Source organism: Pseudomonas sp. GNP014 (genome assembly GCF_054344005.1).
Window position 1 is genome coordinate 5,109,814 of sequence record NZ_JBTGUS010000001.1, and the last position, 18,555, is coordinate 5,128,368.

Below are 18,555 nucleotides of genomic sequence, written 5' to 3' on the forward strand. Positions count from 1 at the left end.
TAGACCAAAGATGTAGTGCTTGAAAAAAAGCACTACAAAACGTTTGACGAGGCAAAAAAGCAAAGGCATGATGGCCTCGCTCCCGCTAATCAGAGGCCCTGGCAAGGGCCTTCGAAGCGACGTTCGCACCTACCCCGCGAACCGCTTCGTGTCTATACCGCCCACAAGGTGTGTTTGACGAGGTTGTCGACTGGAACGAAGTTGTCCCGAGGGACGGAAGCGTTATTAGGTAACCCGGCACCACACTGCAGTTCGTATGAAAGGCCCACGACGCCCCGATTGCGCCCGCCAGTTCGCCTTTACCTGCTCACTTTCCCCTCGAGCCCATCGTTCATCCCGTCGCCTCCCCCGCCGAACCCGACTTGACCACCTAAGCTTCTGGTCAGCGAGCGCAGGAATTTTCCACCGCAGAACAACTTTTCATAAAGACGCGACGAGGTTTATCTCCATGGCACTGACACGCGAACAGCAAATTGCAGCCCTTGAAAAAGACTGGGCTGAAAACCCGCGCTGGAAAGGCGTGACTCGCACTTATTCCGCTGCTGACGTCGTCCGTCTGCGTGGCTCGGTTCAACCTGAGCACACTTTCGCGAAAATGGGCGCCGAGAAGCTGTGGAACCTGGTCACCCAGGGTGCCAAGCCGTCCTTCCGCCCAGAGAAAGATTTCGTCAACTGCATGGGCGCCCTGACCGGCGGCCAGGCTGTTCAGCAAGTCAAGGCCGGTATCCAGGCGATCTACCTGTCGGGCTGGCAAGTGGCTGCGGACAACAACTCCGCCGAATCCATGTACCCGGACCAGTCGCTGTACCCGGTGGACTCAGTGCCAACCGTGGTCAAGCGCATCAACAACTCGTTCCGTCGCGCTGACCAGATCCAGTGGAAAGCCGGCAAGAACCCGGGCGACGAAGGCTACATCGACTACTTCGCGCCAATCGTGGCTGACGCCGAAGCCGGTTTCGGCGGCGTTCTGAACGCCTACGAGCTGATGAAGAGCATGATCGAAGCAGGCGCCGCCGGCGTTCACTTCGAAGACCAGCTGGCTTCCGTGAAGAAGTGCGGCCACATGGGCGGCAAAGTACTGGTTCCAACTCAGGAAGCCGTACAGAAGCTGACCGCTGCCCGTCTGGCTGCCGACGTTGCCGGTACTCCGACCATCATTCTGGCTCGTACCGACGCCAACGCGGCTGACCTGCTGACTTCCGACTGCGACCCGTACGACCAGCCGTTCGTGACTGGCGAGCGTACTCAGGAAGGTTTCTACAAGGTTCGCGCTGGCCTGGACCAAGCGATCGCCCGTGGCCTGGCTTACGCGCCGTATGCCGACCTGATCTGGTGCGAAACCGCCAAGCCGGATCTGGAAGAAGCCCGTCGCTTCGCTGAAGCGATCAAAAAGGAATACCCGGACCAACTGCTGTCATACAACTGCTCGCCTTCCTTCAACTGGAAGAAAAACCTGGACGACGCGACCATCGCCAAGTTCCAGCGCGAACTGTCCGCCATGGGTTACAAGCACCAGTTCATCACCCTGGCCGGCATTCACAACATGTGGCACAGCATGTTCAACCTGGCGCACGACTACGCCCGCAACGACATGACTGCCTACGTGAAGCTGCAGGAGCAGGAATTCGCCGACGCCGCCAAGGGTTACACCTTCGTGGCTCACCAGCAGGAAGTGGGCACCGGCTACTTCGACGACATGACCACCGTGATTCAGGGTGGCTCGTCCTCGGTGACCGCGCTGACCGGTTCGACCGAAGAAGAACAGTTCCACTGATTCTGCTTCGCTGAGCAAACGGCCTTTGCGGATCGTATAGAAAGCTAACCGCAAAGCCGCAAGACTGACGCCCCGACTGGTTCGGGGCGTTTTTTTGCCCAGGATTCAATGACCACCACAAATCCCTGTAGGAGTGAGCCTGCAGGGATCGGTGTCGTCCGGAGAAAACATTGATCCAGAGCGGTACAGATGTCAGAAAAATCCGCTAAAACGGACGCCACCGCTACTTGCAGTAACAGGCATATAAGACAACTTTCTGTTTACTGCACCGCTAAACAGTTACAAAAGCACTCCAAACGATATCAATTATCATTTAGCAGCAACTATGTTCGTTACATTTCCTACAAAACATAATTCACACAAACCCGGCTAATGCCCGCAATGCATGGGCTGCAGGGCATTGGAGGTGCGCTATGTCCTTATTCCAATAAATAATTTCGCTATAGGAATTTTACTTGCAGGGTGTTTAGCCATAAAATCAGCGCGATTGATTGCTGCGACATATCGTCACTGCCTTATTTCTTTATCAAGCTCAGAGACCTTTGCTCTCTGTTAAGGATTACCAGCATGCCCGAAGCGACAGGACTCATGGCCCACAACTGGGGCTTTGCCATTTTCCTTCTGGGTGTAGTCGGCCTGTGTGCCTTCATGCTCGGCGTCTCCAGCCTCCTCGGGTCAAAAGCCTGGGGCCGCAGCAAAAACGAACCGTTCGAGTCCGGCATGCTACCTACCGGTGGCGCCCGCTTGCGGCTCTCAGCCAAATTCTATCTGGTCGCGATGCTGTTCGTGATCTTCGATATCGAAGCCCTCTTTCTCTTTGCATGGTCTGTGTCCGTCCGCGAAAGCGGCTGGACCGGATTCGTCGAAGCTCTCGTTTTCATAGCAATTCTGTTGGCAGGTCTTGTCTACCTGTTCCGAGTGGGCGCCCTTGACTGGGCTCCGGAAGCTCGTCGCAAGCGGCAGGCGAAGCTGAAACAATGAGGCTTTGGCAATGCAATACAATCTCACCAGAATCGACCCCGATGCTCCTAACGAGCAGTATCCGATTGGCGAACGGGAAACCGTTTCCGATCCGTTAGAGGATCAAGTCCACAAAAACATTTTCATGGGCAAGCTCGAAGACGTGCTGAGTGGCGCGGTCAACTGGGGGCGTAAAAACTCCCTGTGGCCGTACAACTTCGGCCTTTCGTGCTGCTACGTGGAAATGACCACCGCCTTCACGGCGCCCCACGACATCGCGCGCTTCGGCGCCGAAGTTATCCGGGCATCACCGCGTCAGGCCGACTTCATGGTTATCGCCGGTACCTGCTTCATCAAGATGGCGCCGATCATTCAGCGTCTCTACGAGCAGATGCTCGAGCCGAAGTGGGTAATCTCCATGGGTTCGTGCGCCAACTCCGGTGGCATGTACGACATCTACTCCGTAGTTCAAGGGGTGGACAAGTTCCTGCCCGTGGACGTCTACGTACCTGGCTGCCCGCCCCGTCCAGAAGCATTTCTGCAAGGCTTGATGCTGTTGCAGGAATCGATTGGCCAGGAGCGTCGCCCACTGTCCTGGGTCGTTGGTGATCAAGGCGTTTATCGCGCCGACATGCCTTCGCAGAAAGAACAGCGCCGCGAACAGCGAATCGCAGTCACCAACCTGCGCAGCCCTGACGAAGTCTGATCCAGATCTGTTCTTACAAAAGAAACGAGAAGCTGGCTTCATTCTTTACGTTGACCGAAAGCGAAAAAATAACCATGACTACAGGCAGCGCTCTGTACATCCCGCCTTATAAGGCAGACGACCAGGATGTGGTCGTCGAATTGAACAACCGTTTTGGCGCCGAAGCGTTCACCGCTCAGTCGACCCGCACCGGCATGCCGGTGCTGTGGGTGGCGCGCGCCAAACTTGTCGAAGTCCTGACCTTCCTGCGCAACCTGCCCAAGCCGTACGTCATGCTCTATGACCTGCACGGCGTGGACGAGCGTCTGCGCACCAAGCGTCAAGGGCTGCCATCGGGCGCCGACTTCACCGTGTTCTATCACCTCATGTCGCTCGAGCGTAATAGTGACGTGATGATCAAAGTCGCCTTGTCCGAAAGCGACCTGAGCTTGCCGACCGTCACCAGCATCTGGCCGAACGCCAACTGGTACGAGCGTGAAGTCTGGGACATGTACGGCATCGACTTCAAAGGCCACCCGCACCTGTCGCGCATCATGATGCCGCCGACCTGGGAAGGTCACCCGCTGCGCAAGGACTTCCCGGCGCGCGCCACCGAATTCGATCCGTTCAGCCTCAACCTCGCCAAGCAACAGCTTGAGGAAGAAGCCGCGCGCTTCCGTCCTGAAGACTGGGGCATGAAGCGTTCCGGTGCCAACGAGGACTACATGTTCCTCAACCTGGGCCCGAACCACCCTTCCGCGCACGGTGCGTTCCGCATCATCCTGCAACTGGACGGTGAAGAGATCGTCGACTGCGTGCCGGACATCGGTTACCACCACCGTGGTGCCGAGAAGATGGCCGAGCGTCAGTCGTGGCACAGCTTCATCCCGTACACCGACCGTATCGACTACCTCGGCGGCGTGATGAACAACCTGCCGTACGTGCTCTCGGTCGAGAAGCTGGCCGGCATCAAGGTGCCCGAAAAGGTCGACGTCATCCGCATCATGATGGCCGAGTTCTTCCGGATCACCAGCCACCTGCTGTTCCTGGGCACCTACATTCAGGACGTTGGTGCGATGACTCCGGTGTTCTTCACCTTCACCGACCGCCAGAAGGCGTACACGGTGATCGAAGCCATTACCGGTTTCCGCCTGCACCCGGCCTGGTACCGCATCGGCGGCGTCGCGCACGATCTGCCGCGCGGCTGGGAAAAACTGGTGAAAGACTTCGTTGAGTGGCTGCCAAAACGCCTCGACGAGTACACCAAGGCCGCCCTGCAGAACAGCATCCTCAAGGGTCGTACCATCGGCGTTGCCCAGTACAACACCAAAGAGGCCCTGGAATGGGGCGTCACCGGTGCCGGCCTGCGTTCGACCGGTTGCGACTTCGACCTGCGTAAGGCGCGTCCGTACTCCGGCTACGAGAACTTCGAGTTCGAAGTACCGCTGGCTGCCAACGGCGATGCCTACGACCGCTGCATGGTCCGCGTCGAAGAGATGCGCCAGAGCATCAAGATCATCGACCAGTGCATGCGCAACATGCCGGAAGGCCCGTACAAGGCGGATCACCCGCTGACCACGCCGCCGCCGAAAGAGCGCACGCTGCAGCACATCGAAACCCTGATCACGCACTTCCTGCAGGTTTCGTGGGGCCCGGTCATGCCGGCCAACGAATCCTTCCAGATGATCGAAGCGACCAAGGGCATCAACAGTTATTACCTGACGAGCGACGGCGGCACCATGAGCTACCGTACCCGGATCCGTACTCCGAGCTTCCCGCACCTGCAGCAGATCCCTTCGGTGATCAAAGGCAGCATGGTCGCGGACTTGATTGCGTACCTGGGTAGTATCGACTTCGTTATGGCCGACGTGGACCGCTAAGCATGAACAGCACGCTTATCCAGACAGACCGTTTCACCTTGAGTGAAACCGAGCGCTCGGCCATCGAGCACGAGCTGCATCACTACGAAGACCCGCGCGCGGCGTCGATCGAAGCCCTGAAGATCGTTCAGAAGGAACGCGGCTGGGTGCCGGATGGCGCCCTGTACGCGATCGGCGAGATCCTCGGCATCCCGGCCAGCGACGTTGAAGGCGTGGCGACGTTCTATAGCCAGATCTTCCGTCAGCCGGTCGGCCGCCACATCATTCGCGTCTGCGACAGCATGGTCTGCTACATCGGCGGCCACGAGTCGGTGGTCAGCGAAATCCAGAACAATCTGGGCATCGGCCTGGGTCAGACCACCGCCGACGGTCGTTTCACCCTGCTGCCTGTCTGCTGCCTCGGCAACTGCGACAAGGCACCGGCGCTGATGATCGACGACGACACCTTTGGCGACGTGCAGCCTGCCGGCGTGGCCAAACTGCTCGAGGGCTACGTATGACCCTGACATCTTTCGGTCCTGCCAACCGCATCAAGCGTTCGGCCGAGACTCACCCGCTGACCTGGCGTCTGCGTGACGACGGCGAAGCCGTGTGGCTCGACGAATACCAGGCCAAGAACGGTTACGCCGCTGCGCGCAAGGCCTTCGCCGACATGGCTCAGGACGACATCGTCCAGACCGTGAAGGACGCAGGCTTGAAAGGTCGCGGCGGTGCAGGCTTCCCCACGGGCGTGAAGTGGGGCCTGATGCCCAAGGACGAATCCATCAACATCCGCTACTTGCTGTGCAACGCGGACGAGATGGAGCCGAACACCTGGAAAGACCGCATGCTGATGGAGCAACTGCCCCATCTGCTGATCGAAGGCATGCTGATCAGTGCCCGCGCCCTGAAAACCTACCGTGGCTACATCTTCCTGCGTGGCGAGTACACCACCGCCGCCAAGCACCTCAACCGTGCCGTGGAAGAAGCCAAGGCTGCTGGCCTTTTGGGTAAAAACATTCTGGGCAGCGGCTTCGATTTCGAGCTGTTCGTCCACACCGGCGCCGGGCGTTACATCTGCGGTGAAGAAACCGCACTGATCAACTCCCTCGAAGGCCGCCGCGCCAACCCGCGCTCCAAGCCGCCCTTCCCTGCCGCCGTGGGCGTGTGGGGCAAGCCGACCTGCGTGAACAACGTGGAAACCCTGTGCAACGTGCCGGCGATCATTGCCGACGGCGTTGACTGGTACAAATCGTTGGCCCGCGAAGGCAGCGAAGACATGGGCACCAAGCTCATGGGCTTCTCCGGCAAGGTCAAGAACCCTGGCCTGTGGGAACTGCCATTCGGCGTGACCGCTCGCGAGCTGTTCGAAGACTACGCCGGCGGCATGCGCGACGGTTACAAACTCAAGGCCTGGCAGCCAGGCGGTGCCGGTACCGGTTTCCTGTTGCCAGAACACCTCGACGCACAGATGTACGCCGGCGGCATCGCCAAAGTGGGCACCCGGATGGGTACCGGCCTGGCGATGGCGGTGGACGACAGCGTCAACATGGTGTCGCTGCTGCGCAACATGGAGCAGTTCTTCGCCCGCGAATCCTGCGGCTTCTGCACCCCGTGCCGTGATGGCCTGCCATGGAGCGTCAAGCTCTTGATGGCCATCGAAGAAGGCCGCGGTCAGCCAGGCGACATCGAGACCCTGCTGGGTCTGGTCGGCTTCCTCGGCCCAGGCAAGACCTTCTGTGCTCACGCACCGGGTGCCGTGGAGCCTTTGGGCAGTGCCATCAAATACTTCCGTCCAGAGTTCGAAGCCGGTATCGCGCCTGCAAGCGCCGCCGTCCCGCCTCTGGCAAGGCCGATCGTAGTCGGCGCGTAAACGCTTAAAAAGGCGAAGGGTCCGTGCCCTTCGCCTTTCGTCCGATGACGCCTTTCGGGGCTGACTGGATTCGGACGAATAACAAGATTCCATTAGCCACGCCCGCTGACACCGGGCCAACGAAGAACTTTGAACCATGGCCACTATCCACGTAGACGGCAAAGCGCTCGAAGTCGACGGGGCAGACAACCTGTTACAGGCATGTCTGTCGCTGGGCCTCGACATCCCTTATTTCTGCTGGCACCCCGCGCTTGGTAGCGTCGGGGCTTGCCGCCAGTGCGCGGTCAAGCAGTACACCGACGAGAACGACACCCGTGGTCGCATCGTCATGTCCTGCATGACGCCTGCCACCGACAACACCTGGATCTCCATCGACGATGAAGAATCCAAGGCGTTCCGCGCCAGTGTTGTCGAATGGCTGATGACCAACCACCCGCACGACTGCCCGGTGTGCGAGGAAGGCGGTCACTGCCACCTGCAAGACATGACCGTGATGACCGGCCACAACGAGCGCCGTTATCGCTTCACCAAACGCACCCACCAGAACCAGCAACTGGGCCCGTTCATTTCCCACGAAATGAACCGCTGCATCGCTTGCTACCGCTGTGTGCGTTTCTACAAGGATTACGCTGGCGGCACCGACCTCGGTGTGTTCGGTGCCCACGACAACGTGTACTTCGGTCGCGTTGAAGACGGCACCCTCGAAAGCGAGTTCTCCGGCAACCTCACCGAGGTCTGCCCGACCGGTGTGTTCACCGACAAGACGCACTCCGAGCGTTACAACCGCAAGTGGGACATGCAGTTCTCGCCGAGCATCTGCCATGGCTGCTCCAGCGGTTGCAACATCTCCCCGGGCGAGCGTTACGGCGAGCTGCGTCGCATCGAAAACCGTTTCAACGGTTCGGTGAACCAGTACTTCCTGTGCGACCGTGGCCGTTTCGGTTATGGCTACGTCAACCGCACCGACCGTCCACGTCAGCCAATGCTGGCCGACGGCACCAAGCTGGGCCTGGATCAGGCGCTGGACAAGGCTGCCGATCTGCTGCGCGGGCGCAATATCGTCGGTATCGGTTCGCCGCGTGCCAGCCTCGAAAGCAACTACGCATTGCGTGAGCTGGTCGGCGCCGAGCATTTCTACTCGGGTATCGAAGCGTCCGAGCTGGAGCGCATCCGTCTGGTCCTGCAAGTGCTGAAAGACAGCCCGCTGCCCGTGCCGAACATGCGCGACATCGAAGACCACGACGCGATCTTCGTCCTCGGTGAAGACCTGACCCAGACTGCTGCGCGTATGGCCCTGGCCCTGCGTCAGTCGGTCAAGGGCAAGGCTGAAGACATGGCCGAAGCCATGCGCGTTCAGCCGTGGCTCGACGCGGCGGTGAAGAACATCGGTCAGCACGAACTGAACCCGCTGTTCATCGCCAGCCTCGCTGAAACCAAGCTCGACGACATCGCCGAAGAATGCGTACACGCCGCTCCGGATGACCTGGCGCGCATCGGTTTCGCCGTTGCTCACGCGCTGGACGCCAGCGCCCCGGCCGTTGAAGGTCTGGACGCCGAAGCCCTGGAACTGGCCAAGCGCATCGCCGACGCCCTGCTCGCGGCCAAGCGTCCGCTGATCATCGCCGGTACTTCGCTGGGTTCGAAAGCGCTGATCGAAGCGGCGGCGAACATCGCCAAAGCCCTGAAGCTGCGCGAGAAAAACGGTTCGATCAGCCTGATCGTGCCGGAAGCCAACAGCCTTGGCCTGGCCATGCTCGGTGGCGAATCGGTCGACGCAGCGCTGCAAGCCGTGATCGACGGCAAGGCCGACGCCATCGTCGTGCTGGAAAACGATCTGTACACCCGCACCTCGAAAGCCAAGGTCGACGCAGCCCTGAACGCTGCGCAAGTGGTGATCGTTGCCGACCACCAGAAGACCGCCACCACCGACCGCGCGCAACTGGTTCTGCCAGCCGCGAGCTTCGCTGAAGGCGACGGTACGCTGGTCAGCCAGGAAGGTCGCGCCCAGCGCTTCTTCCAGGTTTTCGATCCGCAATACATGGATGCGAGCATCCTGGTTCACGAAGGCTGGCGCTGGCTGCACGCCCTGCGCTCGACCCTGCTGAACCAGCCGATCGACTGGACGCAACTCGACCACGTCACCGCTGCCGTTGCCTCGAGCACCGAGCAACTGGCGCGTATCGTCGACGCAGCCCCATCGGCCGCGTTCCGCATCAAGGGTCTGAAACTGGCGCGTGAGCCGCTGCGTTATTCCGGTCGCACCGCGATGCGCGCCGACATCAGCGTTCACGAACCGCGTACCCCGCAAGACCAAGACACCGCGTTCGCCTTCTCCATGGAAGGTTACTCGGGTTCGGCTGAACCACGTCAGCAAGTGCCATTCGCCTGGTCGCCGGGCTGGAACTCGCCACAAGCGTGGAACAAGTTCCAGGACGAAGTCGGTGGTCACCTGCGCGCTGGCGACCCGGGCACCCGCCTGATCGAAAGCACGGGCGACTCGCTGAACTGGTTCGCTGCCGCTCCGCGTGCGTTCAATCCGGCGCCGGGCACCTGGCAAGCCGTGCCGTTCTACCACTTGTTCGGCAGCGACGAGACTTCGTCGAAAGCTGCGCCGGTGCAAGAGCGCATCCCGGCTCCATACGTGGCACTGGCCAAATCCGAAGCGGATCGCCTGGGCGTCAACGACGGTGCCCTGCTGAGCCTGAACGTGGCCGGTCAGACCCTGCGTCTGCCGCTGCGCATTAATGAAGAACTGGGCGCGGGTCTGGTGGCCTTGCCTGCGGGCATCGCCGGCATTCCACCGGCATTCGCCGGCGTGTCCGTCGACGGTCTGCAGGAGGCAGCGCAATGACCTGGTTCACCCCTGAAGTGATCGACGTGATCCTGACGGTCATCAAAGCCATCGTGATCCTGCTGGCCGTTGTGGTCGCAGGCGCGTTGCTCAGCTTTGTCGAGCGTCGCCTGCTGGGCTGGTGGCAGGACCGTTACGGTCCGAATCGCGTTGGCCCGTTCGGCATGTTCCAGATCGCCGCCGACATGCTGAAGATGTTCTTCAAGGAAGACTGGACCCCGCCGTTTGCCGACAAGGTGATCTTCACCCTGGCACCGGTGGTGGCCATGTCCGCCCTGCTGATCGCCTTCGCGATCATCCCGATCACCCCGACCTGGGGCGTCGCGGATCTGAACATCGGCCTGCTGTTCTTCTTCGCCATGGCCGGTCTGTCGGTCTACGCGGTGCTGTTCGCCGGCTGGTCGAGTAACAACAAGTTCGCCCTGCTCGGCAGCTTGCGTGCCTCGGCGCAGACCGTGTCCTACGAAGTGTTCATGGGCCTGGCCCTGATGGGCATCGTGGTGCAGGTCGGCTCGTTCAACATGCGCGACATCGTCGAGTACCAGGCGCAGAACCTGTGGTTCATCATTCCGCAGTTCTTCGGCTTCTGTACCTTCTTCATCGCTGGCGTGGCCGTGACTCACCGTCACCCGTTCGACCAGCCGGAAGCGGAACAGGAACTGGCCGACGGTTACCACATTGAATACGCCGGTATGAAATGGGGCATGTTCTTCGTCGGTGAATACATCGGCATCATCCTGATCTCGGCGCTGCTGGTCACCCTGTTCTTCGGTGGCTGGCACGGTCCGTTCGGCATCCTGCCGCAACTGTCCTTCGTCTGGTTCGCACTGAAGACCGCGTTCTTCATCATGCTGTTCATCCTGCTGCGCGCTTCCATTCCGCGTCCGCGTTATGACCAGGTGATGGATTTCAGCTGGAAATTCTGCCTGCCACTGACCCTGATCAATTTGCTGATAACCGCTGCGGTTGTGTTGTGGAACACACCTGCGGTTGCGGTTCAGTGAGGATTTGACCCATGTTCAAATATATTGGCGACATCGTTAAGGGTACTGGTACCCAGTTGCGCAGCCTGGTCATGGTCTTCGGCCATGGCTTCCGCAAGCGCGACACCCTGCAATACCCGGAAGAGCCGGTCTACCTGCCACCACGCTACCGTGGTCGCATCGTCCTGACCCGTGACCCCGATGGCGAAGAACGTTGCGTAGCCTGCAACCTGTGCGCCGTGGCTTGCCCGGTGGGTTGCATCTCGCTGCAGAAAGCTGAAACCGAAGACGGTCGCTGGTACCCGGACTTCTTCCGTATCAACTTCTCGCGCTGCATTTTCTGCGGTCTCTGCGAGGAAGCCTGTCCGACCACCGCAATCCAGCTGACCCCGGATTTCGAGATGGCCGAGTTCAAACGTCAGGACCTGGTGTACGAGAAAGAAGATCTGCTGATCTCCGGCCCCGGCAAAAACCCTGATTACAACTTCTATCGTGTTGCAGGTATGGCAATCGCTGGCAAGCCGAAAGGCTCTGCGCAGAACGAAGCCGAACCGATCAACGTGAAGAGCTTGCTGCCTTAAGGAAGAACGATGGAATTCGCTTTCTATTTCGCATCGGGTATCGCTGTTGTGTCCACGCTACGTGTGGTCACCAACACCAACCCTGTGCACGCCCTGCTCTACCTGATCATCTCGTTGATCGCCGTGGCCATGACCTTCTTCGCACTCGGCGCACCGTTCGCCGGCGTGCTGGAAGTGATCGCCTACGCCGGCGCCATCATGGTGCTGTTCGTGTTCGTGGTGATGATGCTGAACCTGGGGCCCGCCTCGGTTCAGCAGGAACGCACCTGGCTCAAGCCCGGCATCTGGGCAGGACCGGTGATTCTCGCCGCCCTGCTGCTGGCCGAACTGCTGTATGTGCTGTTCGCTCATCAGAGCGGTCAGGCCATCGGCCACACCACCGTAGACGCGAAAGCCGTGGGCATCAGCCTGTTCGGTCCGTACCTGCTGGTGGTCGAACTCGCCTCGATGCTGCTGCTCGCCGCAGCCGTCACGGCGTTCCATTTGGGCCGTAACGAGGCGAAGGAGTAAGACATGCCTGCTATCCCTCTCGAGCATGGATTGGCCGTTGCCGGCATCCTGTTCTGCCTTGGTCTGGTCGGCCTGATGGTCCGCCGCAACATTTTGTTCGTGTTGATGAGTCTGGAAGTGATGATGAACGCCTCTGCACTGGCCTTCATCGTTGCGGGCGCCCGCTGGGCGCAACCGGATGGACAGATCATGTTCATCCTGGTGATCAGCCTGGCAGCCGCCGAAGCCAGTATTGGCCTGGCGATCCTGCTGCAACTGTATCGCCGCTTCCACACGCTCGATATCGACGCTGCCAGTGAGATGCGCGGATGAACCTAATCTTTCTGACTTTCGTATTCCCTCTGATCGGTTTCCTGCTGCTGTCGTTCTCCCGTGGACGCTGGTCGGAAAACCTCTCGGCGCTGATCGGCGTGGGTTCCATTGGCTTGTCGGCGATTGTCGCCGCCTACGTCATCTGGCAATTCAACGTCGCGCCTCCCGAAGGCGGTCACTACACCCTGGTGCTTTGGAAGTGGATGGCGGTCGAAGGCTTCAAGCCTGACTTCGCCCTCTACATCGACGGCCTGTCGATCACCATGCTCGGCGTGGTGGTGGGCGTCGGTTTCCTGATCCATCTGTTCGCGTCCTGGTACATGCGCGGCGAAGCGGGTTACTCGCGCTTCTTCTCGTACACCAACCTGTTTATCGCCAGCATGCTGTTCCTGGTACTCGGCGATAACCTGTTGTTCCTGTACTTCGGCTGGGAAGGCGTGGGCCTGTGCTCGTACCTGTTGATCGGTTTCTACTACAGCAACCGCAACAACGGTAACGCCGCACTCAAGGCCTTCATCGTCACCCGGATCGGCGACGTGTTCATGGCCATCGGCCTGTTCATCCTGTTCCAGCAAGTGGGCACGTTGAACATCCAGGAACTGCTGGTGCTGGCACCGCAGAAATTCCAGGTCGGCGACTTCTGGATCACTCTGGCGACCCTGATGCTGCTGGGTGGTGCGGTCGGTAAATCGGCGCAACTGCCACTGCAAACCTGGCTCGCGGACGCAATGGCCGGCCCGACCCCGGTGTCGGCACTGATCCACGCTGCAACCATGGTGACCGCCGGTGTCTACCTGATCGCCCGTACCCACGGACTGTTCACCCTGGCGCCGGACATCCTGCACCTGGTCGGCATCGTTGGTGGTGTGACCCTGGTTCTCGCAGGCTTCGCCGCACTGGTACAGACCGACATCAAACGTATCCTCGCCTACTCGACCATGAGCCAGATCGGCTACATGTTCCTGGCGCTGGGCGTTGGCGCCTGGGATGGCGCGATTTTCCACCTGATGACCCACGCCTTCTTCAAGGCCCTGCTGTTCCTTGCTTCCGGTGCGGTGATCGTTGCCTGCCACCACGAGCAGAACATCTTCAAGATGGGCGGTCTGTGGAAAAAACTGCCACTGGCCTACGCCAGCTTCATCGTCGGTGGTGCTGCGCTGGCCGCTCTGCCACTGGTCACCGCAGGCTTCTACTCCAAGGACGAAATCCTTTGGGAAGCGTTCGCCAGCGGCAACCACGGTCTGCTTTACGCAGGTCTGGTCGGCGCGTTCATGACTTCGCTGTACACCTTCCGCCTGATCTTCATCACGTTCCACGGTGAAGCCAAGACTGAAGCCCACGCCGGTCACGGCATCTCGCACTGGCTGCCGCTGTCGGTGCTGATCGTGCTGTCGACCTTCGTCGGCGCCATGATCGTGCCACCGCTGCACGGCGTACTGCCGGAAAGCGTTGGGCATGCCGGTGGCGAAGCCAAGCACAGTCTGGAAATCGCCTCGGGCGCCATTGCCCTGGCCGGTATCCTGCTGGCAGCGCTGCTGTTCCTCGGCAAGCGTCGCTTCGTGACGGCGATTGCCAACAGCGGCATCGGCCGTTTCCTTTCGGCCTGGTGGTTCGCTGCCTGGGGCTTCGACTGGATCTACGACAAACTGTTCGTCAAGCCTTACCTGGCGATCAGCCACGTACTGCGCAAAGACCCGCTCGACCAGACCATCGGTCTGATCCCGCGTATGGCCAAGGGTGGTCACACTGCCCTGAGCCGCACCGAGACCGGTCAACTGCGTTGGTACGCTGCTTCGATGGCTGCTGGTGCCGTGCTGGTCATTGGCGCCATCGTGCTGGTAGCGGTCTGATATGAACCTTGCGAATTTGCGAAAGGAAACGAGCCCGTCATGATTCTGCCTTGGCTAATCCTGATCCCCTTCATCGGCGGCCTGCTGTGCTGGATGGGTGAGCGCTTCGGCGCTACCCTCCCCCGCTGGATTGCGCTGTTGACCATGACCCTGGAACTCGCCCTCGGCCTCTGGCTGTGGGCCCACGGTGACTATTCATTTGCTCCGGCGCCTGGCGCCGATCCGACCTGGGCGCTTGAGTTCAAGCACGTCTGGATCCAGCGCTTCGGCATCAACGTGCATCTGGCCCTCGACGGCCTGTCGCTGTTGATGATCCTGCTGACCGGCCTGCTGGGTATCCTCTCGGTACTCTGCTCGTGGAAAGAGATTCAACGTCACGTTGGCTTCTTCCACCTGAACCTGATGTGGATCCTGGGCGGCGTGGTCGGCGTGTTCCTCGCCCTCGACCTGTTCATGTTCTTCTTCTTCTGGGAAATGATGCTGGTGCCGATGTACTTCCTCATCGCGCTCTGGGGTCACAGTTCTTCGGACGGCAAGAAAACCCGGATCTACGCAGCGACCAAGTTCTTCATCTTCACTCAGGCTTCCGGCCTGATCATGCTGGTGGCGATCCTCGGTCTGGTGCTGGTCAACTTCAACAACACCGGCGTGATTACCTTCAACTACGCCGATCTGTTGAAAACCAAGATGTCGATGACCACCGAGTACATCCTGATGCTCGGCTTCTTCATCGCCTTCGCGGTCAAGCTGCCAGTCGTACCGTTCCACTCCTGGTTGCCTGATGCCCACGCCCAGGCGCCGACTGCCGGTTCCGTCGACCTCGCCGGTATCCTGCTGAAAACCGCGGCCTACGGTCTGCTGCGTTTCGCCCTGCCGCTGTTCCCGAATGCTTCGGCCGAGTTTGCGCCGATCGCCATGACCCTCGGTCTAATCGGGATCTTCTACGGTGCGTTCCTCGCTTTCGCACAAACCGACATCAAGCGTCTGATCGCCTTCTCTTCCGTGTCCCACATGGGCTTCGTGTTGATCGGCATCTACTCCGGCAGCCAACTGGCCCTGCAAGGTGCAGTGATCCAGATGCTGGCGCACGGTGTGTCGGCGGCAGCACTGTTTATCCTCAGCGGTCAGTTGTACGAGCGTCTGCACACTCGTGACATGCGTGAGATGGGCGGTCTGTGGTCGCGTATCGCTTACCTGCCGGCGATCAGCCTGTTCTTTGCAGCCGCTTCGTTGGGTCTGCCGGGTACCGGTAACTTTGTCGGTGAGTTCCTGATCCTGATCGGCTCTTTCGCCAGCTGGCCTTGGATCACTGCGATTGCCACCTCCGGTCTGGTGTTCGGTTCGGTCTACTCGCTGATCATGATCCACCGTGCCTACTTCGGTCCGTCGAAATCGGATTCGATCCTGCACGGCATGGACGCTCGCGAACTGATCATGGTGCTGGGCCTTGCGGTACTGCTGGTTTACCTCGGCGTTTACCCGCAACCGTTCCTCGACACGTCTGCCGCCACGATGCATGGCGTGCAGCAGTGGCTCGGCACCGCCTTCACTCAACTCGCTTCGGCCCGGTAAGAGCGCTATGGAATTCACGATTCAACACTTTATTGCGCTTGCGCCACTGTTGATCACCAGCCTCACCATTATCGTGGTGATGCTGGCAATCGCCTGGCGCCGCAACCACTCGCAGACCTTCCTGATCTCGGTCGCCGGTCTGAACCTGGCCCTGCTGTCGATCCTGCCAGCCCTGAAAGTCGCGCCTCTGGCCGTGACCCCATTGCTGCAGATCGACACCTTTGCTTGCCTGTACATGGCGCTGATCCTGGTCGCCACCCTCGCCTGCGTCACCCTCGCCCACGCCTATTTGGGCGATGGCGGTTCGGGTTACCCGGGCAACCGTGAAGAACTGTACCTGCTGATCCTGATGGCCGCCGCCGGTGGCCTGGTTCTGGTCAGCGCGCAGCACCTGGCCGGGTTGTTCATCGGTCTGGAACTGCTCTCGGTACCGGTTTACGGTCTGGTGGCTTACGCCTTCTTCAACAAGCGTTCGCTGGAAGCCGGCATCAAGTACATGGTGCTGTCGGCCGCCGGTTCCGCGTTCCTGTTGTTCGGTATGGCCCTGCTGTACGCCGACTCGGGTTCGCTGAGCTTCGTTGGCATCGGTCAGGCGCTGGCTGCAACTGGCCTGCCGAGCTCGCTGGCACAACTGGGCCTGGGCATGATGCTGATCGGTCTGGCGTTCAAGCTGTCGCTGGTGCCGTTCCACCTGTGGACGCCGGACGTCTACGAAGGTGCTCCGGCACCGGTGGCGGCGTTCCTCGCGACCGCTTCCAAGGTTGCGGTGTTCGCGGTGATGGTGCGTCTGTTCCAGATCTCCCCTGCTGCCAGCAGCGGCGTGCTGAGCGACGTGCTGACCGTGATCGCGATTGCGTCGATCCTGTTCGGTAACCTGCTGGCCCTGACCCAGAGCAACCTCAAGCGTCTGCTCGGTTACTCGTCCATCGCGCACTTCGGCTACCTGCTGATCGCTCTGGTGGCGAGCAAGGGTCTGGCGGTGGAAGCCATTGGCGTCTACCTGGTCACCTACGTGATCACCAGCCTCGGTGCCTTCGGCGTGATCACCCTGATGTCCTCGCCGTACAACGGCCGTGACGCAGACGCTCTGTACGAATACCGCGGCCTGTTCTGGCGCCGTCCGTACCTGACCGCCGTTCTGACCGTGATGATGCTGTCCCTGGCCGGTATCCCGCTGACCGCGGGCTTCATCGGCAAGTTCTACATCATCGCTACCGGTGTTGAATCGCACCAATGGTGGCTGGTCGGCTCGCTGGTTCTGGGCAGCGCCATCGGCGTGTTCTACTACCTGCGCGTGATGGTCACCCTGTACCTGATCGAGCCAAACCTGCGTCGCCACGACGCCCAATTGCACTGGGAACAGAAGGCAGGCGGCGTGATGCTGCTGGCTATCGCCCTGGTTGCGTTCTTCCTGGGTGTGTACCCGCAGCCATTGCTGACTCTGGTTCAGCAGGCGGGTCTGGCGGGCTGATTGCCTGGCGGGCTACAAAACGGAAACGGCACCTTCGGGTGCCGTTTTTGTTTTTGCGGGATTTATCACCTCGAGCACTGCCGTTGGCCTCATCGCGGGCAAGTCCGGCTCGCACAGGTTTGTGTGCCGTTCACAACATTCGGGCACATCTGAAACCACTGTGGGAGTGAGCCGGCTCGCGAAGGTGTTGGGACATTCAACATCTTCATTGCCTGACAATCCGCTATCGCGAGCAGGCTCGCTCCAGGTCGTGTGTCGTTGTCAGATTCTGTGTCTTCCCGGATGACTGTGGGAGCGTGGCTTGCCCGCGAAGGCGTCGGCACACTCAACCTCTTCATAACCTGACACCCCGCCGCTATCGCCATTCGGCGCTGGACACTGCTGCGCGATTGTTCTGACACGCCAGTTGCGAAGCTTCTTCATAGATCCATCGAACGTTCTCACCACACGCGGCGATTCGTCCTACAGGTGTTTTTACGACCGGCGTCTACCGTTAAAAAAGGGACGAAAAGCAAGGCCAGGAGGCCTTGACCGATTCGATTATCGAGACAACACTATACGCAGGTAACGTACAGAACATGGATGCTCTATTTATCGAATTGCCTGTGTTTCAGAAGCACCGAGACGACTATCTGGATGACGATCTGTTTCGCAGCTTGCAACTGGAGTTGCTGAAAAATCCGGAAGCGGGCGATCTCATCGAGGACACAGGCGGGCTTCGTAAAATTCGCTTTAGCGACCAACGAAGAGGGAAAGGTAAACGTAGCGGATTACGAGTGATTTATTACTGGTGGTCAGGCTTCGATCAGTTCTGGCTCTTTACCGTCTACAGCAAAAACGAGCAGGACGATTTGACGCCTGCCCAGAAAAAACTTTTCAGAAAGACACTGGATAAAGAACTCAACGCGAGAACCCACTATGAAACGTGACATTTTTTCCGAACTGATGGATGGACTGGAAGCACTGGCCGATGAACGCCAAGGCAAAATCACCTTGCGTACCCACAAGGTTCAGTTGCCAAAACTGATGCCGATCACTGCGGATGAAGTCGTCGCCATCCGTCAGCAACTGAATCTGTCCCGGTCAGTATTCGCAATGTATCTGCGCACCAACACGCGAACGCTGGAAAACTGGGAACAAGGACGAGCGACACCCAATGCTCAGGCCACCACCCTGATCCGTCTGGTCGAACGCTTCCCACAAACGATCGAACAACTCGCAGCGCTGACCTGACACAGCATTTCCACCCCGCCCACATGACCAAATTGTAATTC

The 18,555-nt window shown here is 59.8% G+C and carries 16 protein-coding genes; all 16 read left to right on the forward strand.

Annotated elements, in window-relative coordinates; all coding sequences use genetic code 11:
• The first annotated feature begins 448 nt into the window (after positions 1–448).
• The 16 genes from aceA to ACXX9E_RS23065 all read left to right on the forward strand — a co-directional run bounded on the left by aceA (position 449) and on the right by ACXX9E_RS23065 (position 18,514).
• Positions 449–1,774, forward strand: coding sequence for an isocitrate lyase (aceA, locus tag ACXX9E_RS22990; RefSeq protein WP_003223815.1), 1,326 nt, complete (start codon positions 449–451; stop codon positions 1,772–1,774).
• Between the two features lie 567 nt (positions 1,775–2,341).
• Positions 2,342–2,755 carry an NADH-quinone oxidoreductase subunit A gene (locus tag ACXX9E_RS22995; protein WP_003223812.1) on the forward strand — a complete coding sequence of 138 codons (414 nt, stop codon included), beginning with the start codon at positions 2,342–2,344 and terminating at the stop codon, positions 2,753–2,755.
• A gap of 10 nt (positions 2,756–2,765) precedes the next feature.
• Positions 2,766–3,440 carry a NuoB/complex I 20 kDa subunit family protein gene (locus ACXX9E_RS23000; RefSeq protein ID WP_003223809.1) on the forward strand — a complete coding sequence of 225 codons (675 nt, stop codon included), beginning with the start codon at positions 2,766–2,768 and terminating at the stop codon, positions 3,438–3,440.
• A 74-nt stretch (positions 3,441–3,514) separates the two neighbouring features.
• Positions 3,515–5,299, forward strand: a complete 1,785-nt coding sequence (gene nuoC, locus ACXX9E_RS23005; protein WP_123462468.1) for an NADH-quinone oxidoreductase subunit C/D — start codon at positions 3,515–3,517, stop codon at positions 5,297–5,299.
• A 2-nt stretch (positions 5,300–5,301) separates the two neighbouring features.
• Positions 5,302–5,799, forward strand: coding sequence for an NADH-quinone oxidoreductase subunit NuoE (gene nuoE / locus ACXX9E_RS23010; RefSeq protein ID WP_003223804.1), 498 nt, complete (start codon positions 5,302–5,304; stop codon positions 5,797–5,799).
• Positions 5,796–7,151 (forward strand): NADH-quinone oxidoreductase subunit NuoF, encoded by a 1,356-nt coding sequence (gene nuoF / locus ACXX9E_RS23015; protein WP_064586999.1) that lies wholly within the window; start codon positions 5,796–5,798, stop codon positions 7,149–7,151. Before nuoE ends, nuoF begins: the two co-directional genes overlap by 4 nt.
• A gap of 136 nt (positions 7,152–7,287) precedes the next feature.
• Positions 7,288–10,002, forward strand: coding sequence for an NADH-quinone oxidoreductase subunit NuoG (gene nuoG, locus ACXX9E_RS23020; RefSeq protein WP_340134199.1), 2,715 nt, complete (start codon positions 7,288–7,290; stop codon positions 10,000–10,002).
• Entirely contained in the window at positions 9,999–11,006 is a 1,008-nt protein-coding gene (nuoH, locus tag ACXX9E_RS23025) for an NADH-quinone oxidoreductase subunit NuoH (RefSeq protein WP_007964859.1), read from the forward strand. The genes nuoG and nuoH overlap by 4 nt, the downstream gene beginning before the upstream one ends.
• Before the next feature lie 11 nt (positions 11,007–11,017).
• Positions 11,018–11,566 carry an NADH-quinone oxidoreductase subunit NuoI gene (gene nuoI / locus ACXX9E_RS23030; protein WP_003223795.1) on the forward strand — a complete coding sequence of 183 codons (549 nt, stop codon included), beginning with the start codon at positions 11,018–11,020 and terminating at the stop codon, positions 11,564–11,566.
• Between the two features lie 9 nt (positions 11,567–11,575).
• Positions 11,576–12,076: an NADH-quinone oxidoreductase subunit J gene (gene nuoJ / locus ACXX9E_RS23035; RefSeq protein WP_007951462.1), complete on the forward strand. Its 501-nt coding sequence runs from the start codon at positions 11,576–11,578 to the stop codon at positions 12,074–12,076.
• A gap of 3 nt (positions 12,077–12,079) precedes the next feature.
• Entirely contained in the window at positions 12,080–12,388 is a 309-nt protein-coding gene (nuoK, locus tag ACXX9E_RS23040) for an NADH-quinone oxidoreductase subunit NuoK (RefSeq protein WP_003180046.1), read from the forward strand.
• Entirely contained in the window at positions 12,385–14,238 is a 1,854-nt protein-coding gene (gene nuoL, locus ACXX9E_RS23045; RefSeq protein ID WP_458556252.1) for an NADH-quinone oxidoreductase subunit L, read from the forward strand. The genes nuoK and nuoL overlap by 4 nt, the downstream gene beginning before the upstream one ends.
• A gap of 39 nt (positions 14,239–14,277) precedes the next feature.
• Positions 14,278–15,810: an NADH-quinone oxidoreductase subunit M gene (nuoM, locus tag ACXX9E_RS23050; protein ID WP_016986254.1), complete on the forward strand. Its 1,533-nt coding sequence runs from the start codon at positions 14,278–14,280 to the stop codon at positions 15,808–15,810.
• A gap of 7 nt (positions 15,811–15,817) precedes the next feature.
• Positions 15,818–17,281: an NADH-quinone oxidoreductase subunit NuoN gene (nuoN, locus tag ACXX9E_RS23055; RefSeq protein ID WP_007920173.1), complete on the forward strand. Its 1,464-nt coding sequence runs from the start codon at positions 15,818–15,820 to the stop codon at positions 17,279–17,281.
• Positions 17,282–17,859: 578 nt separating this feature from the next.
• Complete coding sequence (locus ACXX9E_RS23060) at positions 17,860–18,210, forward strand: type II toxin-antitoxin system RelE/ParE family toxin (protein ID WP_128614670.1); 351 nt, start codon at positions 17,860–17,862, stop codon at positions 18,208–18,210.
• The gene (locus ACXX9E_RS23065; protein ID WP_123462457.1) at positions 18,200–18,514 is read left to right on the forward strand and encodes a helix-turn-helix domain-containing protein; all 315 of its coding nucleotides are present in this window, start codon (positions 18,200–18,202) and stop codon (positions 18,512–18,514) included. Before ACXX9E_RS23060 ends, ACXX9E_RS23065 begins: the two co-directional genes overlap by 11 nt.
• The last annotated feature ends 41 nt before the right edge of the window (positions 18,515–18,555 follow it).

What these genes read in the sequence shown, in the direction of transcription:
- nuoL (WP_458556252.1), top strand. Translation starts at nt 12,385, where the DNA reads ATGAACCTAATCTTTCTGACTTTCGTATTCCCTCTGATCGGTTTCCTG.
- nuoN (WP_007920173.1), top strand. Translation starts at nt 15,818, where the DNA reads ATGGAATTCACGATTCAACACTTTATTGCGCTTGCGCCACTGTTGATC.
- nuoE (WP_003223804.1), top strand. Translation starts at nt 5,302, where the DNA reads ATGAACAGCACGCTTATCCAGACAGACCGTTTCACCTTGAGTGAAACC.
- nuoH (WP_007964859.1), top strand. Translation starts at nt 9,999, where the DNA reads ATGACCTGGTTCACCCCTGAAGTGATCGACGTGATCCTGACGGTCATC.
- ACXX9E_RS23060 (WP_128614670.1), top strand. Translation starts at nt 17,860, where the DNA reads ATGGATGCTCTATTTATCGAATTGCCTGTGTTTCAGAAGCACCGAGAC.
- ACXX9E_RS23065 (WP_123462457.1), top strand. Translation starts at nt 18,200, where the DNA reads ATGAAACGTGACATTTTTTCCGAACTGATGGATGGACTGGAAGCACTG.
- nuoF (WP_064586999.1), top strand. Translation starts at nt 5,796, where the DNA reads ATGACCCTGACATCTTTCGGTCCTGCCAACCGCATCAAGCGTTCGGCC.
- nuoM (WP_016986254.1), top strand. Translation starts at nt 14,278, where the DNA reads ATGATTCTGCCTTGGCTAATCCTGATCCCCTTCATCGGCGGCCTGCTG.
- aceA (WP_003223815.1), top strand. Translation starts at nt 449, where the DNA reads ATGGCACTGACACGCGAACAGCAAATTGCAGCCCTTGAAAAAGACTGG.
- nuoC (WP_123462468.1), top strand. Translation starts at nt 3,515, where the DNA reads ATGACTACAGGCAGCGCTCTGTACATCCCGCCTTATAAGGCAGACGAC.
- ACXX9E_RS22995 (WP_003223812.1), top strand. Translation starts at nt 2,342, where the DNA reads ATGCCCGAAGCGACAGGACTCATGGCCCACAACTGGGGCTTTGCCATT.
- ACXX9E_RS23000 (WP_003223809.1), top strand. Translation starts at nt 2,766, where the DNA reads ATGCAATACAATCTCACCAGAATCGACCCCGATGCTCCTAACGAGCAG.
- nuoJ (WP_007951462.1), top strand. Translation starts at nt 11,576, where the DNA reads ATGGAATTCGCTTTCTATTTCGCATCGGGTATCGCTGTTGTGTCCACG.
- nuoI (WP_003223795.1), top strand. Translation starts at nt 11,018, where the DNA reads ATGTTCAAATATATTGGCGACATCGTTAAGGGTACTGGTACCCAGTTG.
- nuoK (WP_003180046.1), top strand. Translation starts at nt 12,080, where the DNA reads ATGCCTGCTATCCCTCTCGAGCATGGATTGGCCGTTGCCGGCATCCTG.
- nuoG (WP_340134199.1), top strand. Translation starts at nt 7,288, where the DNA reads ATGGCCACTATCCACGTAGACGGCAAAGCGCTCGAAGTCGACGGGGCA.